Origin of the sequence: Streptomyces longisporoflavus (assembly GCF_014649775.1) — a bacterium.
Lineage (GTDB): Bacteria > Actinomycetota > Actinomycetes > Streptomycetales > Streptomycetaceae > Streptomyces > Streptomyces longisporoflavus.
On sequence record NZ_BMTR01000004.1, the window covers coordinates 64,206 to 86,683 of the forward strand.

The following is a 22,478-nucleotide window of genomic DNA, read 5'->3' on the forward strand; positions in this document are numbered from 1 at the left end:
ACCGCGCACGCACCAGCTGTTGGCGGCGCACGCCGCTCGGACGGGCGTACGCGTGGTCGATGGCGTACAGGGCGGTTCCGGGCTGGACGACACGCGCGGGAGGCGGCCGCCCCGCTGTCGGGGCGGCCGCCTCCCGCGGACGGAGCGGACTCAGACCTTGGTGGCCCCGGTGTCCTCCTCGTCCGTGTTGTCGGTCGGACCGATGCGGATCTCGAAGTCGCCGTCGTACTGCTCGTGGCCCGCGATCACGGCCTTCTCCACGGCCTCCGTGCCGTGCTCGCCCCGGACGATGAGCGGGTCGTGGCGCAGGTCCCGCATGAGCGCCACGCACATCCCGATCATCACGAGGACGAACGGCGCGGCGACGAGGATGGTCAGGTTCTGCAGGCCCGTGAGGGCGTTGCCGGACCCGTCGCCGATGAGCAGCATGATCGCCGCGACGGCGCCGGTCACGACGCCCCAGAACACGACCACGAGCTTGCCGGGTTCGAGTGCGCCCTTCTGCGAGAGCGTGCCCATCACGATCGACGCGGCGTCGGCGCCCGAGACGAAGAAGATGCCCACGAGGATCATCACGAGCAGGCTCGTCACGGTGGCGATGGGGTACTCGTGCAGCAGTCCGAAGAGCTGGCCCTCGGCGGTGGACTCGTCGGCGAGCCCGCCGCCCTCGGCCACCTTCATGGCGCTGCTGCCGAAGACGGCGAACCAGATGAGGCTGACGGTGCTCGGCACCAGGATGACGCCGCCCACGAACTGCCGGATCGTGCGGCCCCGGCTGATCCGGGCGATGAACATGCCCACGAAGGGCGTCCAGGAGATCCACCAGGCCCAGTAGAAGACCGTCCAGCTGCCCAGCCAGTCCGAGACGCCCTTGCCGCTCGACGCCTCGGTGCGCCCGATGAGCTGGGGCAGATCACCGAGGTAGGAGCCGATGGAGGTCGGCAGCATGTCGAGGACGATGACGGTCGGGCCCGCGATGAAGACGAACACCACGAGCAGCAGCGCGAGCACCATGTTGATGTTGGAGAGCCACTGCACCCCCTTCTCCACACCGGAGATGGCGGAGGCCACGAACGCCACGGTCAGGACGGCGATGATGGCCACGAGCAGGCTGGTGGGGACGTCGCTGCTCCAGTCGAGCACCTCGAACCCGCTGCCGATCTGCAGCGCGCCGAGGCCGAGCGATGCCGCCGAGCCGAAGAGCGTCGCGAAGATCGCGATGATGTCGATGACCCGGCCCCAGGCGCCGTTCGCGTGCTTCTCGCCGATGAGCGGCGTGAAGACGGCGCTGATGGTCTGCCTGCGCTTGCGCCGGAAGGTGCTGTACGCGATGGCGAGACCCACGACCGCGTAGATCGCCCACGGGTGGAGCGTCCAGTGGAAGAGGGTGGTGGACATCGCCGTTTCCATCTTCGCCGCGGAATCGGCGGGATCGGTGCCCGGCGGGGGCGTGGTGAAGTGGGCGAGGGGCTCGCTCACGCCGTAGAACATCAGGCCGATGCCCATACCGGCGCTGAACATCATCGCGACCCAGGAGACGGTGCGGAACTCCGGGTCCTCGCCTTCCTCGCCCAGCGTGATCTTTCCGTACCGGCTGATGGCGAGCCAGAGCGCGAACACCACGAACCCGCTCGCCGCCAGCATGAAGGCCCAGCCACCGTTGTGGATGAGGCCGTTGAGCATCTTCGTGGAGGCGCTCTCCAGCGAGTCCGTGGCGACGGCGCCCCAGACCACGAAGGCCAGGGTGAGCACCGCGGTCACGCCGAACACGATGCGGTCGGTCTGGGGGTGGGCGCCGCCGTGGGCGGCATGCATGAGGTGTCCGTCCCCTCCCCCGCCGTCCGCTTTCTGTTGGTCTTGCGTCACAAGTACACCTCTCACGGTTTCGCATTCGTACAAACTCTGTGGTCCGCTACCCAGTACCACATGTGACGCACCTATCAACTACTCAACAGTCGGTGTCGGGTGAACCTGTCACGAGGTGGTAGGTGGCACGCTCGTCGAGAAGCAGCGGCACGAGCGCCCTGGCGGACTGCCGCATCGGTACGTAGGCGCCGGCTCCGTCTCGCCTGACCTTGACTCCGTGCAGGGCGAGTTCGTCCTTGACGCCGTCGTACTGCGCGGCGTCCAGCCGGTAGCCGCAGGGCGGGTCCTGGATCACTTCGGACGGCTCGGCCGGGTCGTTGTCCGCGCCGCCGACATAGACCGGGCCGCGGTCGCGGAAGCCTTCGGCGCGGGCCGCCGAGGTGGCCGCCTCCAGTTGACCGCGCCGCTCATTGGCATATGCGAACAGGCCGTCGAGGGCCGAGAGTTGGGACTTCACGCGGCGCCGGTTGTTCAGCGCCTCGTCCTTCTGCTCGGCCTCGGTGAGGGGGTCGACGCGGCTCTCGATGAGCAGGCCCGCCGCGTGCTTGATGCCGGAGACGTTGCGCAGGATGCGTTCCTGGCCGTCGCCCGCCGTCTGCTTGATCGGCTCGCCGGTCACGGGATCGGTCCAGATTCCGTACGTTCCTGTCGTGTATCCGGACTTGTTGGCGGCAGGCCTGACATATGCCTCGGAGAGGGTCTGTGCCTCCTCGTGCACCGCCTCGTCGGTGTTGAGGTTGCGCGGCCACAGGTCGAACAGGTCTTTGTCGTAGTACTTCGGGGTCGCTCCGTATTCGTGCAGGTCGTAGATGGAGTCCGGCTGCCGGTCGCGGATGACGGCGGCCATGGCGCGGGCCTCGGCGGTCTGCAGGGAGATGTGGTCGCGGTTGATGTCCACGCCGTCGGAGTTGCCGCGGGTGTCGGCGGCGCGGCCGTCCGGGTTGGCGGTGGGGACGACCAGGAGCGTGGTGCGGGAGAGGAACCTCTGGGTCTGCTTGTCCTTCGCGTACGCCAGGTCGCGGATGGTCGACAGACAGGCGTCGCGACCGGACGGCTCGTCGCCGTGCTGGCTGCAGATCAGCAACACCGTGTTCTTCGAGGGGCGTTCACCGATGCGGACCAGCTGCAAGGGCCGGTTCTGCTTGGTGGTGCCGATGCGCGAGACCGATACCCGGTCGCTCGCCTTGTCGACGGTGGCGAGGAGCTTCTGCTCTTCGGGCTGGCTGGTCCAGCGCGCTCCGTCGGTCTTCTCGAATCCGGTACGGGGCGGGGTGGGCGTCGCCTGCGCGGGCGCGGAGAGAAGGGGCGCGGCGAGTGCGGCGGTGACGCAGGCGAGCGCCAGGGTGCGTATGCGGGGTATGCGGCCGGTGCGGGGTCTCATGAGGTGCTGCCTCCCGGTATGCGGTGGAACGGACGCGGCGGGGCCACGCCGTCGAGACGGGATTCGCGGGGGGCGACGCTCCCGGAGGTGCGGAACGCGTCGGCGCCGCCGACCAGCGGGACCTTCGCCGACGTACGGGCCAGGTCGATGGCGAGCGTCGGGGTGTCCGCGGGGGGATCGATGAGGTCCTTGTCGGTGCCCGCGACGATCAGGGCGAGGCGGTGCCCCTTCGGGACGACGTGGTCGCTCGCGGCCAGGTCGAGGGTGATGGTGTGCTTCTTGCCCGGCGTGAGGGGGCGGCCCTTGTGCTCGTCGGCCCAGTTGCCGAGGTCGGCCCAGCCGCGGCTGAAGATCGTGTAGTCGACGTCTGCGGTCTTCGCCGCCGTCTCCTTGAAGCAGGAGCTGTCGCCGCCCGTGCTCGCGCCCCAGCAGGTGCGTTCGGGGAGCGTGGTGATGCCCTCGCCCGCGCTCGCGTAGTCACGGATGGTGTCGGGGCCCAGGTCGACGAGGACCGCGGAGAGGTGGGCGGTGCGGGTCGTCGGGGTCGCGGTGACGGTCACCTCGGAGGAGCCCGACAGGCGCAGGTCGCGGCTCAGGGGCTTGCTGACGAACCCGGCCTTCGACGGGGTGGAGGTGTCGATCTGCGCGGCCCAGTCGGTCTCGCTCAGCTTCGGGTCGTCGGTGAAGGTCTCGCTGCCGGTGCCGGGGCGCGTGCCCAGGGTGCCGACGCCGGGTGACGTTCCCTTGCCGGGGCGCAGCTTCACCGTGTCCGTGGCGCGCGGAGGCCAGACGCGGTCGGTGGCCCACTGCCCGGGGGCGCGCTCGATGTCGGCCATCGGCTCGCGGTCGATGCCGTTGTCGTAGCCGAGGAGTTCGTGGTCGAACCAGCGGTGCAGGGTGCGCACCCAGTCGGCGCGGCGGAAGTCGAAGGGGTCGACGTGGCCGGTCTGGCTGAGCCACACCTTGCGGTCGACTCCCGCGTCGGCGAGGGCGTCCCACCACTGGCCGAAGTGCTTCATGCGCACGTTCAGGTCCTGCATCCCGTGTACGGCGAAGACGCTGGCCCGCACCTTGTCCGCGTCCGGGGTGTGGTCGCGCTCGCTCCACAGCCGGGTCCAGTCACCGGTGCGGGGCGCTTCGTCGACGAGTCGCTTCTGTACGGCACCGCAGCGGGCGCGTGCCTCGGGGCTCTCCACGTAGTCCGAGAGCCACTCGGGGCCGCTGTCGTAGAGCGGGGCGCCCTTGGCGAAGTAGTAGTCGTACCAGGAGGAGATGGCGCCGATCGGGACGATCGTCTTCAGGCCCTTGACGCCGGTGGCGGCCACGCCGTTGGCGACGGTGCCGTCGTAGCTCTTGCCGATCATGCCGGTGGCGCCGGTGGTCCAGGACGCCTTGGCGCCCTTGTCCCCGGTGCGGGTGGTGTAGCCGCGGGCCCGGCCGTTCAGCCAGTCGACGACGGCCTTGGCGGACTGGACGTCCGAGCGGCCGCCGACGTCCACGCAGCCGTCGGAGCGGTTCGTTCCGGCGAGGTCGACGGCGACGAATCCATAGCCGCGGGGGACGAAGTAGTTGTCGTAGTACAGCGGGAACCGGACGGGGTTGCCGTCCGCGTCGTACGTCTTCTTCTGGCTCTCGTTGCCGCGCCCGCAGCAGGAGTAGTACGGGCTGGCATCCATGATCACGGGTATCTTCCGGCCCTGCTCGGCCGGTTCGCGGGGCCGGACGACGTCGACGGCGACACGGTCGGACTTCCCGTCGCCGTCACCGTCGATCTTCGTGTCGACCCAGACGGATTCGCGGATCGCGCTCTCGTAGGAGTAGACGGGTTTACTCTCGCGCGGGGCGCCCGGCGCCCCTCGGGCGGCTCCCGGGGCCACGAGCGTGGCGAGCAGGGCGGCCATGGCCCCCGTCACCAGAGAGCTCCGGATCAAGCGTGTGCGGCGCGCACGTATCGGCATGGCGCGGAAGGTACACCGGTCAACTCCCGCGCGACAGAGGGCAGCAGGCACCGGCGACAGGCTCTTGGGGCGTTTTGGCACATGTCGGCCGAATGGCGATCGTGTGACAGTAGCGACCATGGACATGACGCGTGGCAGGCGGGCTCAATATGGTCGGACCCACCTACCGACGTGACCCCACCACTTGGAGCTCTCGTGCACCGCAGACTCATCGCCCCGGGCGCGCTCGCGGCCTCTCTGCTGCTGGCGATCCCGGCATCGGCGGCCGACTTCACCCCCGGGGCGCCGGGTATCGGCGATCCCTATTACCCGGCGAGCGGCAACGGCGGATACGACGTCTCGCACTACGACCTGCGGCTGAAGTACCAGCCGAAGACCGACCTGCTCGAAGGCACGGCGACCATCAACGCCACCACGACGCAGAACCTCTCCCGCTTGAACCTCGACCTCGGTCTGAAGGTCAGCGAGGTACGCGTCAACGGCAAGAAGGCGGCCTTCACGAAGTCCGGCGAGCAGGAGCTTGAGATCACTCCGGCGGCCGGCCTGCCCAAGGGCACGCCGATCACCGTCGTCGTGCGCTACGCGGGCAAGCCGTCCGAGGTGAAGATCAACGGCTATACGGCGTGGGCGCGGACGCCGGACGGCGGCGTCGCCGCGCAGGAGCCGGAGTCGGCCGCGTGGTGGTACCCGTCCAACGACCACCCGCTCGACAAGGCGACGTACGACGTCTCGGTCTCCGTGCCGGACGGCTCGCAGGCCATCTCCAACGGCGTGCTGCAGTCGCAGAGTTCGAAGCTGGGCTGGACGCGCTTCAACTGGCGCTCGAACAAGCCGCAGGCCAGCTATCTGACGACGCTCGCCGTCGGCAAGTTCGACATCACGACGGACAAGACCGCGGACGGACTGCCCGTCCTGAACGCCTACAGCAAGGACCTCGGCGACAACGCGGGGGCCGCGCGGGCCAGCATCGAGCGGTCGGCCGAGGTCGCCGAGTGGCTGGAGACGCTCTTCGGCAAGTACCCCTTCAACGCCCTTGGCGGGTACGTGCCGAACGTGACCAGCGGCTTCGCCCTGGAGACGCAGACGCGGCCGTTCTACAGCCCGAAGCAGTTCGCGAACGGGTCGAACGTGTCCGTCGTGGTCCATGAGCTGGCCCACCAGTGGTACGGCGACAGCGTGTCCGTCGACGGCTGGAAGGACATCTGGATCAACGAGGGCTTCGCGCGGTACAGCCAGTGGCTGTGGTCGGAGAAGGAGGGTGAGGGGACGGCGCAGGAGCTGGCGGACCACGTGTACGCCCAGCACCCGGCCGACGACCCCTTCTGGGAGGTCAAGCCGGGCGACCCGGGCCCGGATAACCAGTTCGACATCGCCGTTTACGACCGCGGGGCGCTGGCCCTCCAGGCACTGCGCAACGAGATCGGCGAGAAGTCCTTCTCGGCGATTCTGAAGGGGTGGCCGAAGGAGCACGCCTACGGGAACGCGAAGGTGAGCGACTTCGTGAAGTACGCGGAGAAGGTGTCCGGCAAGCCGCTGGCCTCCCTGTTCGACGCGTGGCTGTTCACGCCCTCGCGACCGGACGCTCCCGCCGCCAAGAGCGCGGGCATCGCCCGGTCCTCCTCGGCGGCTTCGGCTCCGGCCGCGCCGAAGTCCTGGAAGTCCATCGCCGCGACGAACGGTGTGCACGAGCACTGACCACCGGCATGGGCCGCCGCTTCGCGACGGAACCGTCCCGCCCACCCGTTGGATCTCTCCGCCCACCCGCCCGATTTCCCGGCGTCGAGTTGCCGGGAAGGACGGGTGGGCGGGCTGGAAACAGCCCGTCCGGCGTCAGCGCGCCGCCGCGTACGCAACCAGCGGCGGCACGTCGCCGCCCGGGCCGCCCGTACCTGCCCGGCCGCCGGGCTCTCCCGAGTCCTCGGCCCAGACCTCGCCGTCCTTGACCGGCACCATGAGTTCCATGGTCCGAGCGTGGCGCGACACCACACGGGGCGCCAGGCCAGTGCTCCGCCCGGTGCCCCGTGAGACGCGAAAATGTCCCTAGCGGCCGGAACCCGTCGTCGCCGCGACCGGCTCCCCCACGATCCTGCTCGCCAGCTTGGACGCCAACTCCGGCACGTGGCCGCGCAGTTCGGTGTCCGCCGCCAAGCGCTCGGCCGCGATCCCGGCCTTCCCGTCCGCCAGCACCTCGTCGCGTTCGCGTACGCCGTCCTCGCGGGCGGCGGCGATCAGGGCGGCCCCTTCCTCCAGGGCCTGCTGCCGCACCCGGGCGGCTTCGCGGCGCGCCTCGGACAGCATCGCCTCCCGCGCGGCGCGTATCTCCTCGGCCTCGCGGCGCAGTTCCGCCGACCGTCCGCCGGTCACCTCTTCGAGGATCGTGGCGCGATCTTCGAGTACGCGGTTGAGGCGGAGGACCATGCGCCTGACGAAGAAGTAGAGGGGGCCGAACAGCACGGCTCCGACGACCATGTGCTCGACGTCCGGGTTGATGGGCCCTAATGGCATGGGAATGAGCTGCATGCCGCCGATCTACCCGCTCATGCGTGCACAACAACGCACATCAGCGCGACAGTTGGGTGATTCCCGCCACTTCCCGGCACCCGGCACACGCGCCGCTCAGCATGGCCCGGCGTCGCTCAGTCCCCGAAGTCGTACACCGTCACCGCGATGCCGCGCTCCACCAGGCGCCGGGTGATCAGCGGCTCGACGCGGGACCACTTGCCGCCCGCGAGACCGCAGCCGATGCGCGGCATGTGCACGGAGGCGTCGAGTTCGGCCGCCTTGTCGGCGACCGCGGCCAGGGCGGTGTCGATGGCCTCGTACCTCACGGGGACGCCCTTGCTGCCCGTGCGCATGCCGTGCTGGCCGATCATGTTGGCCACCCATGTGTACCGGTCGACCTCGACGAACTGGACCGCGCCCAGGCCGAAGTCGTTCTTGGCGCGCTCGCGGTGCCACCGGCGGTACGCGGCCTCCGGCTCGGGCCAGCGGCGTGAGACCGCGACGACGAAGCCCTTGCCCCAGCCCCCGAGGTCGTTGCAGACATGGGCGATCAGCTTGACGCCCTTGCCCGACGGAGCGGTGGCGTCACCCCGGACATAAGAGATCTCCGACATGACGCCACCGTAGACGCTGCCACCGACAGTGGCCGTTCAGCCGCTACTTCGTGAGGCCTGCCGCCTCGTGGTCCACCCGGCGGCGGATCCCGTACCAGCCCGCGACCAGCGCGGCGGCGATGATCGGGATGAGGTAGAGCGTCTTGCGGCCGATCTCCGGGTCCTTCCACATCAGGCCGAGCACGGAGAGCAGGAAGACGATCGTGACGATCTCGGTGACCGGGCTGCCGGGGAGCCGGAAGCCGGGCCGGGTGATCACGCCCTCCTTGGCACGGCGGACGAACGCCAGGTGACAGATCATGATGATCACCCAGGTGCTGATGATGCCGAGGGACGCCACGTTCAGGACGATCTCGAAGGCCTGGCTCGGCATGAGGAAGTTCAGGCCGACGCCGAGCACGCACACCGCGGAGGTGAGCAGGATGCCGCCGTAGGGGACCTGGCTCTTGTTCATCCTTGCGGTGAACTTCGGCGCCGATCCCGCCATCGCCATGGAGCGCAGGATGCGGCCGGTGGAGTACAAGCCCGAGTTCAGCGACGACAGCGCCGCCGTGAGGACGACCAGGTTCATCACGTCACCGGCCGCGGGGACGCCGATCTTGGAGAGGACCGTCACGAACGGGCTCTGGTCGGCCGAATACACCGATCCCGGCAGGAGCAGCGCGAGCAGGACGACCGAGCCGACGTAGAAGAGGCCGACGCGCCACATGATGGAGTTCACCGCGCGCGGGACGACCTTCTGCGGATCGGCGGTCTCGCCCGCCGCGACGCCGACCAGTTCGAGCGACGCGTACGCGAAGACGACACCCTGCATGACGATCACGACCGGCATGATGCCGTTCGGCAGGAAGCCGCCGTTGTCGGTGATGACGCTCAGGCCCGGCGTCTGCCCGCCCACGTCCTGCTGCGTGACCAGCAGGAAGATGCCGATCAGCATGAAGGCGACCAGGGCCGCTACCTTGACGATCGCGAACCAGAACTCCATCTCGCCGAAGTACTTCACCGAGATCATGTTGATCACGAGGACGACGGCGAGGGCGATCAGCGCGAGCACCCACTGGGGGATGTCGGTGAAGAGGCTCCAGTAGTGCGTGTAGAGCGCGATCGCGGTGATGTCGGCGATGCCGGTGGTCGACCAGTTGAGGAAGTACATCCAGCCGGCGACGTAGGCGCCCTTCTCGCCGAGGAACTCACGCGCGTAACTGACGAACGAACCCGACGACGGCCGGTAGATGACCATCTCGCCGAGGGCGCGTACGACGAAGAAGGCGAAGATGCCGCACACGAGGTACGCGACGGCGAGCGCGGGGCCCGCGGAGTGCAGGCGACCGCCCGCACCGAGAAAGAGTCCGGTTCCGATCGCGCCGCCGATCGCGATCATGTTGACGTGACGGGCCTTGAGGTCCTTGCTGTAACCGGCGTCGCCCGCGTCCGCGGGGGCCTGGGACGCATCTGTGCGGGATGCGTCCGCAGCGGCCGTGTCTACGGCTTCCTTGCTCACGTGGGGGGTCTACTCTCTGGTGCCCGGAAAGCTCCGGTGTCCGGATGTGCTCCGGCCCACGACACCCCTGACGTGCGTGGACCGACGCGACACCTTCCCCCGGGGATCGCCGGACATGCGGTGGCGCACGTCACATAGCGGCACTTCTCACATGGTGGGCAGGGGGTGTACACACAATGATCGCAGGGTGTACGGCCTGTGGATCACCGGGTGCGTCACTGCGTGTACAGGCTGTCGATGGCGTCCCCGTACTTCTCCCTGATGACCCTGCGGCGCAGCTTCAGGGACGGGGTGAGTTCTCCCGTCTCCGGGCTCCACTCCTCCCCCAGGAGCCGGTACCGCTTGATCTGCTCGGTGCGGTTGAGGCGCGCGTTGGCCGCCTCCACGGCCCGCGCGACCTCTTCCCGTACGGCCTCGCCGGCCAGCAGGTCGCCGGTGATCCCCCGTGCGGCGGCCCAGGCGGGGGCCATCTCGGGGTCAAGGACCAGCAGCGCCACCAGGTAGGAGCGGCCGTCGCCGTGGACGAGGGCCTGTCCGATGAGGGGGTGCTCCTTGAGCGTGTTCTCCACGAGCGCGGGCGAGATGTTCTTGCCCGTCGAGGTCACGATCAGTTCCTTCTTGCGGTCGGTCAGCCACAGGAAGCCGTCCTCGTCGATCCGTCCGACGTCGCCGGTGGCGAACCAGCCGTCGGCGTCACGGGCCGGTTCGACGCCGCCGTCCGGCGTGAGATAGCCGTCGAAGACCGTCGCGCCGCGCACCAGGATCTCGCCGTCGTCGGTGGTGCGGATCTCCAGGCCGTCCAGGGTCTTGCCCACCGAGCCGAGCCGGAAGGAGGCCGGGGTGTTGATGGTGACGACCCCGGTCGTCTCCGTCAGACCCCACGCGTCCATGATCACGATGCCGAAGCCGGCCCAGAAGCGCACGACGTCCTGCGGCATCGACGCCGCCGCGCTCGCGGTCCACACCAGGCGGTCGAACCCGGCCAGGGAGAGCAGCGGGTCGAGGACCTTCTCCTTGGCCTCGCGGTACGCCCTCTCCAGGTCGGCCGGCGGGTCCTCGCCGCGCTCGACGTACGCCACGCGCGCGCGTGTCGTCTCGTTCGCCGCCTCGATCGTCTCGCGCTGCTCCTGCGGCAGCCCCGCGAGGGCGGCCCGTACGGACGCGGCGAGCTTCTCCCACACGCGCGGGACCCCGAAGAACTGCGCGGGCCGCAGCTCACGCGCGGTCGCGGCGACGGCGGCCGGATCCGCGCAGAGGTATACGTGTGCGGCGCGGAAGACCGGCAGGTAGATGCCCAGCATGCGCTCGGCGACGTGCGCGAAGGGGAGGTAGCTGATGTGCTCCACGAAGTCCGGGACCTCGACGACGCCGTCCAGGGCGACGGCGTTGAGGACGACGTTGCGGTGGCTGATGCGGACGCCTTTGGGGTCGCCGGTGGTGCCCGAGGTGTAGACGACGGTGAGCGGATCCCCGGCGCGGGACTCCCGCCACGCCTTCTCGAAGCCGTCCTGGTCGAAGAGGAGGCTTCCCGACGCGTGCAGGGAGCCGTACGTACGGTGCGTCCCCGCGTCGGCGGGCTCGACGACCACCAGGCGCTCCAGCGGGACCGTGACGTCCGGCAGGAGGGGCTCCCAGCGGGCCAGCTCGCCGGCGCCCTCGACGATCGCGAAGCGGGCGCGGCTGTGCCGGGCGATGTGCGCGATCTGCTCGGGGGCCGATGTGCCGTACACCGTGACGGGGACCGCGCCGAGGTGCACGAGGGCGAGGTCGCTGAGCCAGTGTTCGGGGCGGTTGCCCATCATCATCAGGACGTGCTCGCCGCGCCGCACGCCGAGCGCCGCGTATCCGGCGGCGAGTACGGCGACCTTGCGGCGGGCTTCGCTCCAGGTCAGTGTCGTCCACTCGCCCTCGGGGGTGGTGCGCCAGGAGAGTGCGGGGCGGTCGCCGTGGTCCTCGGCGTTGCGGAGCAGCAGGGCGGGGAGCGTGATGTCGGCGGGTTCCCCGGGAAGTCGCAGGATCGTGGTCATGACCGCCTCCTGGCGTCATCGACGAAGCACGTGACCGGTCCGGACGCTTTCAAGTGACTGGGCGGGACGCTTTCACAACAGTGGTGAGACAGCAATACTGTTGCACTGGATCGGTGCACAACTGCCGGTGCGCGAACGGGAAGGCGAACTGCTGCCATGACGATGACGAAGACGTCGGACACCGACGAGCCGACGCTCACGGTCGACGAACTGGCCGCGCGCGCGGGCGTCACCGTCCGCACCATCCGCTTCTACAGCACCAAGGGACTGCTGCCGCCGCCGGTGATCGGGCCGCGCCGTGTCGGTCACTACGGCCAGGAGCATCTGTCCCGGCTCGGGCTCATCGAGGAGCTCCAGCACCAGGGCATGACGCTGGCCGCGATCGAGCGGTATCTGGAGCAGTTGCCGCCCGACCTGAGCGCCCACGACCTCGCCATTCACCGCGCGGTGGTGGCTTCCTGGGCCCCCGACTCGGCCGAGGAGACCGACCGCGCGGAGCTGGAGCGCAGGGCGGGCCGGCCGCTGAGCGACGCGGATCTGGACCGGCTCTCGGCGATGGGCGTCGTCGCGCCCGCGGAGTCCGCGGGGGTCTACAGCGTCGATCCGGGCCTGCTGCGCCTCGGTGTGCAGTTGCTCGGCGTGCCCATCGCGCACGAGACCATCCTGGCGGCGCGCACGGTTCTGGTGGAACACACGCGCTCGGCGGCCGTCGAGCTGTCCCGGCTCTTCCGCGACGAGGTGTGGGGCCCCTACCGGGAGCGGGAGTCGGACCCGGAGCACGTGGCGGCGATGCGGTCCCTGTCGGCCCATATGCAGCCGATGGTGGTGCAGGCCCTGGTGACGGCGTTCCAGCGCTCCCTCAAGGAGGAGCTGCGGGAGTGGCTCAAGGAGAGCTGAGCCACTCCCGCGGACGGGCGACAGATCAGTTGTCGCTGAACTTCTCGCCCTTGTCGGCCTTCTCGACGAGCAGCGCGGGCGGCGTGAACCGCTCGCCGTAGCGGTCGGCCAGCTCACGGGCGCGGGCCACGAATCCGGGCAGGCCGCCTTCGTAGCCGTTGATGTACTGGAGCACGCCGCCGGTCCAGCCTGGGAAGCCGATGCCGAAGATGGAGCCGATGTTGGCGTCCGCGACGGAGGTCAGGACACCCTCCTCGAGAAGGCGCACGGTGTCGAGCGACTCCGCGAAGAGCATCCGCTCCTGCATGTCCTTGAACGGGATCTGGGTGCCCGGCTTGGTGAAGTGCTCGCGCAGGCCGGGCCAGAGCCCGGCGCGCTTGCCGTCCACGTAGTCGTAGAAGCCCGCTCCGCCGCTGCGGCCGGGGCGCTCGAACTCGTCGACCATGCGGTCGATGACGGAGTCCGAGGGGTGCCCGGCCCAGGTGCCGCCGGCCTCCTCGACGGCGCGCTTCGTCTCGTTGCGGATCTTGCGCGGCAGGGTGAGGGTCAGCTCGTCCATCAGGGAGAGGACCTTGGCGGGGTAGCCCGCCTGGGCCGCGGCCTGCTCGACGGAGGCGGGCTCGATGCCCTCGCCGACCATCGCGACGCCCTCGTTGATGAAGTGCCCGATCACGCGCGAGGTGAAGAAGCCGCGCGAGTCGTTGACGACGATCGGCGTCTTGTTGATCTGGCGTACGAGGTCGAAGGCGCGGGCCAGTGCCTCGTCACCGGTCCGCTCGCCCTTGATGATCTCGACGAGCGGCATCTTGTCGACGGGCGAGAAGAAGTGCAGGCCGATGAAGTCGACGGGCCGTGTGACGCCCTCGGCGAGCTGGGTGATCGGCAGTGTCGAGGTGTTGGAGCACAGCAGCGCGTCCGGCTCGATGACGTCCTGGATCTCCTGGAACACCTTGTGCTTGAGCGCGGTGTCCTCGAAGACCGCCTCGATCACGGCGTCGCAGCCCGCGAGGTCCTGCGCGTCCGCGGTCGGCGTGATGCGGGCGAGCAGCGCGTCGGCCTTCTCCTGCGTCGTACGCCCCCGCTGCACCGCCTTGGCGCACAGCTTCTCGGAGTAGGCCTTGCCCTTGGCGGCGGCCTCGGCGGAGACGTCCTTGAGGACGACCTCGATACCGGCACGGGCGCAGGAGTAGGCGATGCCCGCGCCCATCATCCCGGCACCCAGGACGGCGGCCTTGCGGACCTGGCGCGGCTCGATGCCCTTGGGGCGGTTGGCGCCGGAGTTGACGGCCTGGAGGTCGAAGAAGAACGCCTGGATCATGTTCTTCGCGGTCTGGCCCGTGACCAGCTCGGTGAAGTACCGGGCCTCGATGGTCAGCGCGGTCTCGAAGTCGACCTGGGAGCCCTCGACGGCGGCCGCGAGGATGTTGCGCGGGGCCGGGTAGGGGGCGCCGTTGATCTGCTTCTTGAGGTTGGCCGGGAAGGCGGGCAGGTTCGCCGCGAACTTCGGGTTGGCCGGGGTGCCGCCGGGGATGCGGTAGCCGGGCTTGTCCCAGGGCTGCGCCGACTCGGGGTTGGCGTCGATGAAGGCGCGGGCCTTCTCGATCATCTCCTCGCGGGTGGCGGCCACTTCGTGCACGAGGCCGTTCTCCAGGGCGCGCCGCGGGTTGTACTGGGTGCCCTGGAGCAGCACCTTCAGGAGCGCGTCGGCGATGCCCATGAGGCGTACGGTGCGGGTCACGCCGCCGCCCGCCGGGAGCAGGCCGAGGGTGACCTCGGGGAGGCCGATCTTGGAGCCGGGCGCGTCGAGCGCGACGCGGTGGTGACTGGCGAGGGCGATCTCGTAACCGCCGCCGAGGGCCGCGCCGTTGATGGCGGCGACGACCGGCTTGCCCAGGGTCTCGATGCGGCGCAGGGAGGCCTTGATGGCCACGCCCGCCTCGAACGCGTCCTGCGCGTTCTCGGGGCCCGCCTGCATCATGTCCTTCAGGTCACCGCCCGCGAAGAAGGTCTTCTTGGCGGAGGTGTAGATGATGCCGCGAATGGAGTCCTTCTCGGCCTCCGCGCGCTCGGCGATCGCCGCGATGGAGGCCTTGAAGGCCTGGTTCATGGTGTTCGCGGACTGGTTGGGGTCGTCGAGGACGAGGGTGAGGATGCCGGTGGCGTCCATTTCCCAGCGGATGGTGGTGCTTTCTTGCGTCATGACGTTCTCCGTGAAGTCTGTTGTGGGCGGGGCGGGGCGGGCGGGGCCCGGGGAGGGTGGCTGCGGCACATGGCCGACTGAACGCCGGTGGGGGCTGGTCGCGCAGTTCCCCGCGCCCCTGAAGGGCGCACTTCGTGCGCGCCTTCATGAGGCGCGGGGAAGCCGCTGCCTCAGGGTCGCGGGGAACTGCGCGACCAGCCACGACGCACCCGCGGTCGGCGACGGACGACAGCCCCGGCGGCGCTTAGCCGGAGACCCGTTCCACGATCGTGGCGATGCCCATTCCGCCGCCGACGCACAGGGTGGCCAGGCCGTACCGCTTGTCCTGACGCTCAAGCTCGTCCACGAGCGTGCCCAGGATCATCGCCCCCGTGGCGCCCAAGGGATGGCCCAACGCGATCGCGCCGCCGTTGACGTTCACCTTGTCCAGGGACAGGCCCATGTCCTTGACGAACCGCAGCACCACCGCCGCGAAGGCCTCATTGATCTCGACGAGGTCGATGTCGTCGATGGTCAGCCCCGCCTTGGCGAGAGCCTTGCGCGCGGCCGGCGCCGGACCGGTGAGCATGATGGTCGGCTCGGAGCCCGAGACGGCCGCGGAGACGATCCGGGCGCGCGGCGCGAGACCGTACCGCTCGCCGACCTCCTTGGTGCCGATGGCCACAAGAGCCGCGCCGTCCACGATGCCGGAGGAGTTGCCCGCGTGGTGGACGTGGTCGATCTTCTCGACCCAGTGGTACTTCTGCAGCGCGACCGCGTCGAAGCCGCCGAGGTCGCCGATGTCCTTGAAGGACGGCTTCAGCTTGGCGAGCGAGTCGGCGGTGGTGCCGGGCCGCATGTACTCGTCGTGGTCCAGGACGACCAGGCCGCTGCGGTCCTTGACCGGCACGACGGACTTCTCGAAGCGGTTGTCCTTCCAGGCCGCCGCGGCACGCTCCTGGGACAGGGCCGCGTACTCGTCGACGTCACGCCGGGAGTAGCCCTCCACCGTGGCGATGAGGTCGGCGCCGATGCCCTGCGGCACGAAGCCCGTCTCGTAGTTGGTCATCGGGTCGGCGAACCAGGCGCCGCCGTCCGAGGCCATCGGGACACGCGACATCGACTCGACGCCGCCCGCGAGGACGAGGTCCTCCCAGCCCGAACGCACCTTCATCGCCGCCATGTTGACCGCTTCGAGGCCCGAGGCGCAGAAGCGGTTCTCCTGGACGCCCGCGACGGTGTCGGGAAGACCGGCCGCGATGGCCGCGATGCGCGCGATGTCGGAGCCCTGGTCGCCGACGGGGCCGACGACGCCGAGGACGATGTCGTCGACGGCCGCCGGGTCCAGGTCGGGGAACCGCGCCCGGATCTCGTGGATCAGGCCGACGACGAGGTCGATCGGCTTGGTGCCGTGCAGGGCGCCATTGGCCTTGCCGCGTCCGCGCGGGGTGCGGATCGCGTCGTATACGTACGCTTCGGTGGTCAAGACAGCAGCCTTTCGCAAAGAACTGTGCAGGTGAGGGTGGGGCGGACTCAGGCGAGCAGGGAGCGGCCGATGATCTCCTTCATGATCTCGGTCGTGCCTCCGTAGATCGTCTGGATGCGGCCGTCGGTAAAGGCCTTGGCGACGCGGTACTCGGTCATGTAGCCGTATCCGCCGTGAAGTTGCAGGCAGCGGTCGGCGACGCGCTTTTGGAGTTCGGTGGCCCACCACTTGGCCATCGAGGCGTGCACGGCGTCGAGTTCGCCGTTGGAGTGATCGACGATGCAGCGGTCGAGGAAGGTGCGGGTGACCGCGCACTCGGTGGCCATCTCGGCGATCTCGAAGCGGATGTGCTGGAGCTTGGAGAGCGGGCGCCCGAAGGCCTCGCGCTCCTTGACGTACGTCGTGGTGATCTCCAGGAGGTGTTCGGCGGCGGCGATCCCCGCGACGGCGATGCCCATGCGCTCCTGCGCGAGGTTCGTCATCAGGTGGATGAAGGCGCCGTCGAGCTCGCCGAGGAGGTTCTCCTTGGGGACGCGTACGTCGTTGAAGAACAGCTCGGCGGTGTCCTGGGACTTCTGGCCAATCTTGTCGAGGTTGCGCCCGCGCTCGAAGCCGTCCATGCCGCGCTCGACGACGAGGAGGGAAAGGCCCTTGGCGCCGCCCTCCGGGGAGGTCTTGGCGACGACGATCACCAGGTCGGCGAGGATGCCGTTCGAGATGAACGTCTTGGAGCCGTTGAGCAGCCAGTGGTCGCCCTGATCGGTGGCGGTGGTGCGGATGCCCTGGAGGTCGGAGCCCGCGCCCGGTTCGGTCATCGCGATGGCCGTGATGATCTCGCCGGAACAGAAGCCGGGCAGCCAGCGCCGCTTCTGGTCCTCGGTGGCCAGGGAGGTGAGGTACGGGCCGATGATGTCGTTGTGCAGGCCGAGTGCGAGCCCGGAGGCGCCCGCACGCGTGAACTCCTCGGCGAGTACGGCGCTGTAGCGGAAGTCGGTGTTCCCGCCGCCGCCGTACTCCTCGGGCACGGCGAGCCCGAGCAGCCCCTGCTTGCCCGCGGCGAGCCACGCGTCACGGCTGACGATCCCGTCCTTCTCCCACTCTTCGTAGTGGGGCAGCACCTCCTTGGCCAGGAAGGTGCGGACGGTCTCGCGGAACGCCTCGTGTTCGGCGGTAAAGATCTGACGCTTCACGTACGGCCTCCTGGAGCCCTAGAGCCAGCCCTTGACGGTTTCGATCGACTTGGCCGGCTCGGGGCCGACGGGAATGACGTTGAGCATGGTGACGCCCGCCTCACGGAAGGCCTCGACGCGCTCGCGGACGTAGCTCTCGGGCCCGCACAGCGTCATGAGCTCGCAGAACTCGTCCGGGACGGCGGCCTCGGCTTCCTTCTTCCTGCCCGAGAGATACAGCTCCTGGATGAGCTTTGCTTCCTTCTCGTAGCCGTACGCGACCGCGAGGTCGTTGTAGAAGTTCTTCCCCGGTGCGCCCATGCCGCCTACGTAGAGGGCGATCTGGGGCCGGGCCAGATCCCGTACGGCGGCCGCGTCGTCACCGATGGACAGGAGTCCGCCGGCGACCGTCTGCAACGGGCCGAGCGCCGGATCGCGCTTCTCCTTGCCCTCGGCGAGCGGGGCGCCCCACACCTGGTGGGCCTTCTCCGGGATGAACAGGGTGGGCAGCCAGCCGTCGGCGATCTCGGCGGTCATGCGGACGTTGGCCGGGCCCAGGGAGGCGACGTACAGCGGCACTTCGGAGCGGACCGGCTTGGTGAGGATCTTCAGCGGCTTGCCCAGCTTGCCGCCCTTCTCCGCGGGCAGCGGCATGTCCGTGACGCCGTGGTGGTCGATGACCTCGCGGCGCAGGATGCGGCGGGTCAGCTCGATGGCCTCGCGGGTGCGCGCCAGGGGTTTGTCGTACGGCTTTCCGTGCCAGCCCTCGACGACCTGCGGGCCCGAGGCGCCGAGTCCGATGATCGCCCGGCCGCCGGAGATCGCGTCCAGTCCGGCCGCCGTCTGGGCGATGAGGGCGGGGGTGCGCGAGTAGACGTTCAGGATCGCGGCGCCGATCTTCATACGCTCGGTGCGCGCGGCCAGGTAGCCCATGATGGTGGGCGAGTCGAAGCCGTACGCCTCCGCCACCCAGACGGCGTCCAGGCCCGCGGACTCCAGGACGGCCAGATCGTCGGCGGCCTGCCGCGGGTCGCCCGCGTAGGCGAGAGGTGCGGAGATCTCCATCAGCTGTCTTCCTTCGTGGTGGTGTCGCAATGCCGGACGAGCGCCGGCACGTCCCAGTCGCGGGCCACGGCCTCGGTGTCCGCGCCCGGTTGGGCGGGGCCGCCGCGGACGTGCGTCGGAGTCGCGGAGAAGCGGGGCGCGGGTGCGGGCTGGGTGATGCCGCCGTGGCGGACGAAGGTGCCGCGGGCCGCGAGGTGGGGGTGGCCGGGGGCCTCGGACAGCGAGAGGACGGGCGCGACGCACGCGTCGGAGCCCTCGAAGACGGCCGTCCACTCCTCGCGTGTCCGCGTCCTGAAGCGGGCGGCGACCGCCTCGCGCAGCTCGCCCCAGCGCGCGAGGTCCTTACGCGCGGGCGCCTCGTCGGCCAGGCCGAGCAGCGCGATGAACTCGTCGTAGAACTGCTGCTCCAGGGCACCGACGGCCATGTAACCGCCGTCGGACGTCTCGTAGTTGCCGTAGAAGGGGCAGCCGCCGTCCAGGAGGTTGGCGCCGCGCCGGTCCTGCCAGCCGCCGCCCGCGAGCATGCCGTGGATCATCGACGTGAGGTGGGCGGTGCCGTCCACGATCGCGGCGTCCACGACCTGGCCGATGCCGTTCTCGCGCGCGTGGTGCAGGGCCGCGAGGATGCCGACGACGAGATAGAGCGAGCCGCCCGCGTAGTCGCCGACGAGGTTCGCGGGGACCGTGGGCGGCTCGCCGGGATTGCCGATCATGCCGAGAGTGCCGGTGATCGCGATGTACGCGATGTCGTGCCCGGCGCGCTGGGCGAGCGGCCCCTCCTGGCCCCAGCCGGTCATCCGGCCGTAGACGAGCTTCGGGTTGCGGGCGTGACAGGCGCCGGGGCCGACGCCGAGGCGTTCGGCGACGCCGGGGCGGTAGCCCTCGATGAGCACGTCGGCGCGGTCCACCAGGTCGAGGACGCGGTCCGCGCCGTCCGCCGCCTTGAGGTCGACGATCACGGAGCGTTTGTTGCGGTTGGTGACGTCGTACTCGGGATTGATCGCCAGACCGCTGCCGCCCGGCCTGTCGACGCGTACGACGTCGGCGCCGAGGTCGGCGAGGAGCATGGCCGCGAACGGGCCGGGACCGATCCCCGCCAGCTCGACCACGCGCACCCCTGCGAGCGGCCCGAGAACGCCCTTGTCCGGAACTGCCATTGAGCCCCCAGCGTTATGACACAACTGATGTAACACCAGTGATGCTAAGAACGTGTTCCACTCCGCACAAGACCCTAGCAAGCAAGCGCTTAGACAAATTGGGGACGGGCCGTGCGGCCGTCCCCGCGTCGCGCGCTAGCCTCGGCGTCCGACATCGACGTGGGGCCCACGGCAGAGAGGTGCCATGACCAGTCAGAACGGCAACGGCAACGGCAACGGCAACGGCAAGAAGCGTGCGGCGGACCGCACGTACGACATCGTCCTCTTCGGAGCGACCGGTTTCGTCGGCGTGCTCACCGCGCAGTACCTCGCCGCGCACGCGCCCGAAGGGCTGCGCTGGGCGATCGCGGGGCGTGACACGGGGAAGCTGGAGCGGCTGCGGGAGAAGCTCGCCGCCGACCACCCGGCGTGCGCGGAGCTCCCCCTCGTGAGCGCGGACGTGGCGGACCCGAAGTCCCTGCGCGAGATGGCCGGTCACGCGCGCGTGGTGGCCACGACCGTCGGTCCCTATCTCACGTACGGCCAGGAACTCGTCGCCGCGTGCGCCGAGGCGGGCACGGACTACGTGGACCTCACCGGTGAGCCCGAGTTCGTCGACCTCATGTACGTGCGCCACGACGCCACGGCCCGGGAGACGGGCGCACGCCTGGTGCACTCCTGCGGCTTCGACTCCATCCCGCACGACCTGGGCGCGTACTTCACCGTGCGGCAGCTCCCGGAGGGCGTGCCGCTGCGCGTGGACGGTTTCGTGCGCACCAACGCGACGTTCTCCGGCGGCACCTTCGCCTCCGCGCTCAACCAGTTCGCACGCGGGCCGCAGATGATGGCCGCCGCGCGGGACCGCCGCCGGCACGAGCCGCGCGTGGTGGGCCGCAAGGCGTACGCGCCGCCGGCCGCACCCCGGTACGCGGGCGAGGTCGGCGCCTGGGCCCTGCCCCTGCCGACGATCGACCCGCAGGTGGTGCAGCGCTCGGCGCGGGCCCTCGATCGCTACGGACCCGACTTCCGCTACCGCCACTACGCCGCCGTGAAGACCCTGCCGTTCGCCGTGGGCGGCGCGACGGCCGTCGGCGGCCTGGCGGCCGTGGCGCAAGTGCCGCCCGCGCGGCGGTGGTTGTCCTCGCGCCTTAAGCCGGGTGACGGGCCGAGCGAGCAGCGGCGGGCCAGGAGCTGGTTCTCCGTGCGGTTCGTCGGCGAGGGCGGCGGCAAGCGGGTGTTCACGGAGGTCTCGGGCGGCGACCCGGGATACGACGAGACGGCGAAGATGCTGGGTGAGGCGGCGCTGTGCCTGGCGGTCGACGACCTGCCGCCGGTGGCCGGGCAGGTGACCAGCGCCGTAGCCATGGGCGATGCGCTGACGGCCCGGCTGCAGGCCGCGGGAATCAGGTTCCGGGTGGCGGCGGAGCGCTAGCCGTCGCCTCGCGCAGCGCCGCACGGCACAGGGCGTCCGCGCGCCGCGTCGACTCCGGGAGGCGGTAGCGCGGCGTCAGGCGGAGCGTGTGGGCGCAGGCGTTGTCCAGGCTCACGCGGTGGCCGACGGAGACGAACACCGGCTTGACGTCGTCGCGGGTGCGCAGGGCGCGGCCGACCTCCCGCGCTCCGTCGAGGAGGGAGGCCGCGCTTCCCCGCGGTGCGCCGGGAGCCTCGTACGTGAACGTGAAGGGGTTCTTGGCGACGCCGATCGTGGGCAGACCGGTGAGGACACCGAGGTGGCTCGCGAGGCCGAACCCGCGGGGGTGAGCGATGCCGTAGCCGTCGCAGACGACAAGGCCCGGATCGGCCGCGAGCTGCCCCAGGGCGGCGAGGACGGCGGGGATCTCCCGGAAGGCGAGCAGCCCCGGCACGTACGGGAAGGCGACGCGGCCCACCGCGGTCGCCTCCTCGACGACGTCGAGCGTCGCGGCGTCCAGGACGACGACCGCCGCGGCGACGATGTCGCGCTCGTCGTCGTAGGCGACGTCGACTCCCGTGACCTGTCCCGTGCCCGGCGGCGGGCCCGTCTCGTCGAGCACGGTCCGGGCGCGGAGTTCGTCCTGGACGGCGCGTGCGGCGGGCTCGTCGGCGGGCCAGTCGGCGGGTATGTGCGCGGGGGCGGGCCTGTTCGTCGTCACTTGTCCGCCGCGAACTTCCAGACGAAGGCCTCGCCGGCCTGATCGGACCAGTGGACCTCGAGCTTCTTCGTGTCCTCGGGGACCAGATAGGTCTCGCACAGGACGTGGGACTCGCCCTTCTTCCAGCCCTTGATGGACCGGGGGTTCTCGCAGCCCTGTTTGCCGTCGGCGGCGCCGACGATCAGGGTGCCGCGCCTGCCGTCCGCCCAGATCCGGGTGGAGTAGCTGACGCGCGGACTCTGTGCGAGGGCCGTGGCGGACTTGTAGGTGTACTTCACGTGGGCGACCGCCGGGATCAGGCCCTTGGCCGCCTTGGGGTCCGACACCATCTTCGCGGTCTCGGCCTCGGTGCCCAGTTCGACCTTCTGCGCGGTGACGTCGTAGGTGGCGGAGACGAGGCCCTCCTTCGACTCACCGGTCGCGCTCTCGCCGGTGGCGCGCGCGCCGGGCTTCGCCTTGCCCGTGGCCTCCTTCTTGCCCTCGTCGCCCCCGCAGGCGGTCAGCGCGAGGGCGAGCACGGCCACGGGCGCGGCGACGCGCAAAGCGGTCTTCCTGTACAGCAAAG

At 70.1% G+C, this 22,478-nt stretch carries 18 protein-coding genes; 3 read left to right on the forward strand and 15 right to left on the reverse strand.

What is annotated here, in order from left to right; translation table 11 throughout:
* Positions 1-150 precede the first annotated feature (150 nt).
* The 3 genes from IE226_RS09470 to IE226_RS09480 form a co-directional block, all read right to left on the reverse strand.
* On the reverse strand, positions 151-1,815 hold the full coding sequence (locus IE226_RS09470) for a BCCT family transporter (protein ID WP_190080627.1): 1,665 nt from the start codon (positions 1,813-1,815) through the stop codon (positions 151-153).
* A gap of 133 nt (positions 1,816-1,948) precedes the next feature.
* The gene (locus IE226_RS09475; RefSeq protein ID WP_190080628.1) at positions 1,949-3,247 is read right to left on the reverse strand and encodes a M14 family metallopeptidase; all 1,299 of its coding nucleotides are present in this window, start codon (positions 3,245-3,247) and stop codon (positions 1,949-1,951) included.
* A complete protein-coding gene (locus IE226_RS09480; protein ID WP_190080629.1) occupies positions 3,244-5,205 on the reverse strand; it encodes a Xaa-Pro dipeptidyl-peptidase in 1,962 nt (653 codons plus the stop codon). Before IE226_RS09480 ends, IE226_RS09475 begins: the two co-directional genes overlap by 4 nt.
* A gap of 195 nt (positions 5,206-5,400) precedes the next feature.
* Here IE226_RS09480 and IE226_RS09485 point away from each other — a divergent pair, with 195 nt between their 5' ends.
* Complete coding sequence (locus tag IE226_RS09485) at positions 5,401-6,900, forward strand: M1 family metallopeptidase (RefSeq protein WP_190080630.1); 1,500 nt, start codon at positions 5,401-5,403, stop codon at positions 6,898-6,900.
* A gap of 135 nt (positions 6,901-7,035) precedes the next feature.
* On the opposite strand, the gene IE226_RS44840 is transcribed toward IE226_RS09485, so the two are convergent.
* The 5 genes from IE226_RS44840 to IE226_RS09505 form a co-directional block, all read right to left on the reverse strand.
* Positions 7,036-7,167, reverse strand: coding sequence for a hypothetical protein (locus tag IE226_RS44840; RefSeq protein WP_268251279.1), 132 nt, complete (start codon positions 7,165-7,167; stop codon positions 7,036-7,038).
* A gap of 78 nt (positions 7,168-7,245) precedes the next feature.
* Complete coding sequence (locus tag IE226_RS09490) at positions 7,246-7,725, reverse strand: F0F1 ATP synthase subunit B family protein (protein ID WP_190080631.1); 480 nt, start codon at positions 7,723-7,725, stop codon at positions 7,246-7,248.
* A 116-nt stretch (positions 7,726-7,841) separates the two neighbouring features.
* Complete coding sequence (locus IE226_RS09495; RefSeq protein ID WP_190080632.1) at positions 7,842-8,321, reverse strand: macro domain-containing protein; 480 nt, start codon at positions 8,319-8,321, stop codon at positions 7,842-7,844.
* 43 nt (positions 8,322-8,364) lie between these two features.
* Positions 8,365-9,822 (reverse strand): amino acid permease, encoded by a 1,458-nt coding sequence (locus IE226_RS09500; protein ID WP_190080633.1) that lies wholly within the window; start codon positions 9,820-9,822, stop codon positions 8,365-8,367.
* 215 nt (positions 9,823-10,037) lie between these two features.
* On the reverse strand, positions 10,038-11,849 hold the full coding sequence (locus tag IE226_RS09505; RefSeq protein WP_190080634.1) for an AMP-dependent synthetase/ligase: 1,812 nt from the start codon (positions 11,847-11,849) through the stop codon (positions 10,038-10,040).
* Between the two features lie 162 nt (positions 11,850-12,011).
* On the opposite strand from IE226_RS09505, the gene IE226_RS09510 reads away from it, so the two are divergent.
* On the forward strand, positions 12,012-12,746 hold the full coding sequence (locus tag IE226_RS09510) for a MerR family transcriptional regulator (RefSeq protein ID WP_373306925.1): 735 nt from the start codon (positions 12,012-12,014) through the stop codon (positions 12,744-12,746).
* A gap of 25 nt (positions 12,747-12,771) precedes the next feature.
* Here IE226_RS09510 and IE226_RS09515 read toward each other — a convergent pair whose 3' ends face one another.
* From IE226_RS09515 to IE226_RS09535, 5 genes are all read right to left on the reverse strand, one after another.
* Positions 12,772-14,946, reverse strand: coding sequence for a 3-hydroxyacyl-CoA dehydrogenase NAD-binding domain-containing protein (locus IE226_RS09515; RefSeq protein WP_190080636.1), 2,175 nt, complete (start codon positions 14,944-14,946; stop codon positions 12,772-12,774).
* Between the two features lie 244 nt (positions 14,947-15,190).
* Positions 15,191-16,411: an acetyl-CoA C-acetyltransferase gene (locus IE226_RS09520; protein WP_190080637.1), complete on the reverse strand. Its 1,221-nt coding sequence runs from the start codon at positions 16,409-16,411 to the stop codon at positions 15,191-15,193.
* A 47-nt stretch (positions 16,412-16,458) separates the two neighbouring features.
* Positions 16,459-17,601 (reverse strand): acyl-CoA dehydrogenase family protein, encoded by a 1,143-nt coding sequence (locus IE226_RS09525; protein ID WP_190080638.1) that lies wholly within the window; start codon positions 17,599-17,601, stop codon positions 16,459-16,461.
* Between the two features lie 18 nt (positions 17,602-17,619).
* Positions 17,620-18,645, reverse strand: coding sequence for an LLM class F420-dependent oxidoreductase (locus IE226_RS09530; RefSeq protein ID WP_190080639.1), 1,026 nt, complete (start codon positions 18,643-18,645; stop codon positions 17,620-17,622).
* The gene (locus tag IE226_RS09535) at positions 18,645-19,802 is read right to left on the reverse strand and encodes a CaiB/BaiF CoA transferase family protein (RefSeq protein ID WP_190080640.1); all 1,158 of its coding nucleotides are present in this window, start codon (positions 19,800-19,802) and stop codon (positions 18,645-18,647) included. The genes IE226_RS09530 and IE226_RS09535 overlap by 1 nt, the downstream gene beginning before the upstream one ends.
* Positions 19,803-19,986: 184 nt before the next feature.
* Between IE226_RS09535 and IE226_RS09540 the strand changes: the two genes are divergently transcribed.
* Positions 19,987-21,213 (forward strand): saccharopine dehydrogenase family protein, encoded by a 1,227-nt coding sequence (locus IE226_RS09540; RefSeq protein ID WP_190080641.1) that lies wholly within the window; start codon positions 19,987-19,989, stop codon positions 21,211-21,213.
* Here IE226_RS09540 and IE226_RS09545 read toward each other — a convergent pair.
* Together IE226_RS09545 and IE226_RS09550 are read right to left on the reverse strand one after the other, a co-directional pair.
* Positions 21,185-21,913: an endonuclease V gene (locus tag IE226_RS09545; protein ID WP_229870697.1), complete on the reverse strand. Its 729-nt coding sequence runs from the start codon at positions 21,911-21,913 to the stop codon at positions 21,185-21,187. The genes IE226_RS09540 and IE226_RS09545 overlap by 29 nt on opposite strands.
* Complete coding sequence (locus IE226_RS09550; protein ID WP_190080642.1) at positions 21,910-22,476, reverse strand: hypothetical protein; 567 nt, start codon at positions 22,474-22,476, stop codon at positions 21,910-21,912. Before IE226_RS09550 ends, IE226_RS09545 begins: the two co-directional genes overlap by 4 nt.
* Positions 22,477-22,478: the final 2 nt, after the last annotated feature.

What these genes read in the sequence shown, in the direction of transcription:
- IE226_RS09470 (WP_190080627.1), bottom strand. Translation starts at nt 1,815, where the DNA reads ATGCATGCCGCCCACGGCGGCGCCCACCCCCAGACCGACCGCATCGTG.
- IE226_RS09475 (WP_190080628.1), bottom strand. Translation starts at nt 3,247, where the DNA reads ATGAGACCCCGCACCGGCCGCATACCCCGCATACGCACCCTGGCGCTC.
- IE226_RS09480 (WP_190080629.1), bottom strand. Translation starts at nt 5,205, where the DNA reads ATGCCGATACGTGCGCGCCGCACACGCTTGATCCGGAGCTCTCTGGTG.
- IE226_RS44840 (WP_268251279.1), bottom strand. Translation starts at nt 7,167, where the DNA reads ATGGAACTCATGGTGCCGGTCAAGGACGGCGAGGTCTGGGCCGAGGAC.
- IE226_RS09490 (WP_190080631.1), bottom strand. Translation starts at nt 7,725, where the DNA reads ATGCAGCTCATTCCCATGCCATTAGGGCCCATCAACCCGGACGTCGAG.
- IE226_RS09495 (WP_190080632.1), bottom strand. Translation starts at nt 8,321, where the DNA reads ATGTCGGAGATCTCTTATGTCCGGGGTGACGCCACCGCTCCGTCGGGC.
- IE226_RS09505 (WP_190080634.1), bottom strand. Translation starts at nt 11,849, where the DNA reads ATGACCACGATCCTGCGACTTCCCGGGGAACCCGCCGACATCACGCTC.
- IE226_RS09510 (WP_373306925.1), top strand. Translation starts at nt 12,012, where the DNA reads ATGACGAAGACGTCGGACACCGACGAGCCGACGCTCACGGTCGACGAA.
- IE226_RS09515 (WP_190080636.1), bottom strand. Translation starts at nt 14,946, where the DNA reads ATGACGCAAGAAAGCACCACCATCCGCTGGGAAATGGACGCCACCGGC.
- IE226_RS09530 (WP_190080639.1), bottom strand. Translation starts at nt 18,645, where the DNA reads ATGGAGATCTCCGCACCTCTCGCCTACGCGGGCGACCCGCGGCAGGCC.
- IE226_RS09535 (WP_190080640.1), bottom strand. Translation starts at nt 19,802, where the DNA reads ATGGCAGTTCCGGACAAGGGCGTTCTCGGGCCGCTCGCAGGGGTGCGC.
- IE226_RS09540 (WP_190080641.1), top strand. Translation starts at nt 19,987, where the DNA reads ATGACCAGTCAGAACGGCAACGGCAACGGCAACGGCAACGGCAAGAAG.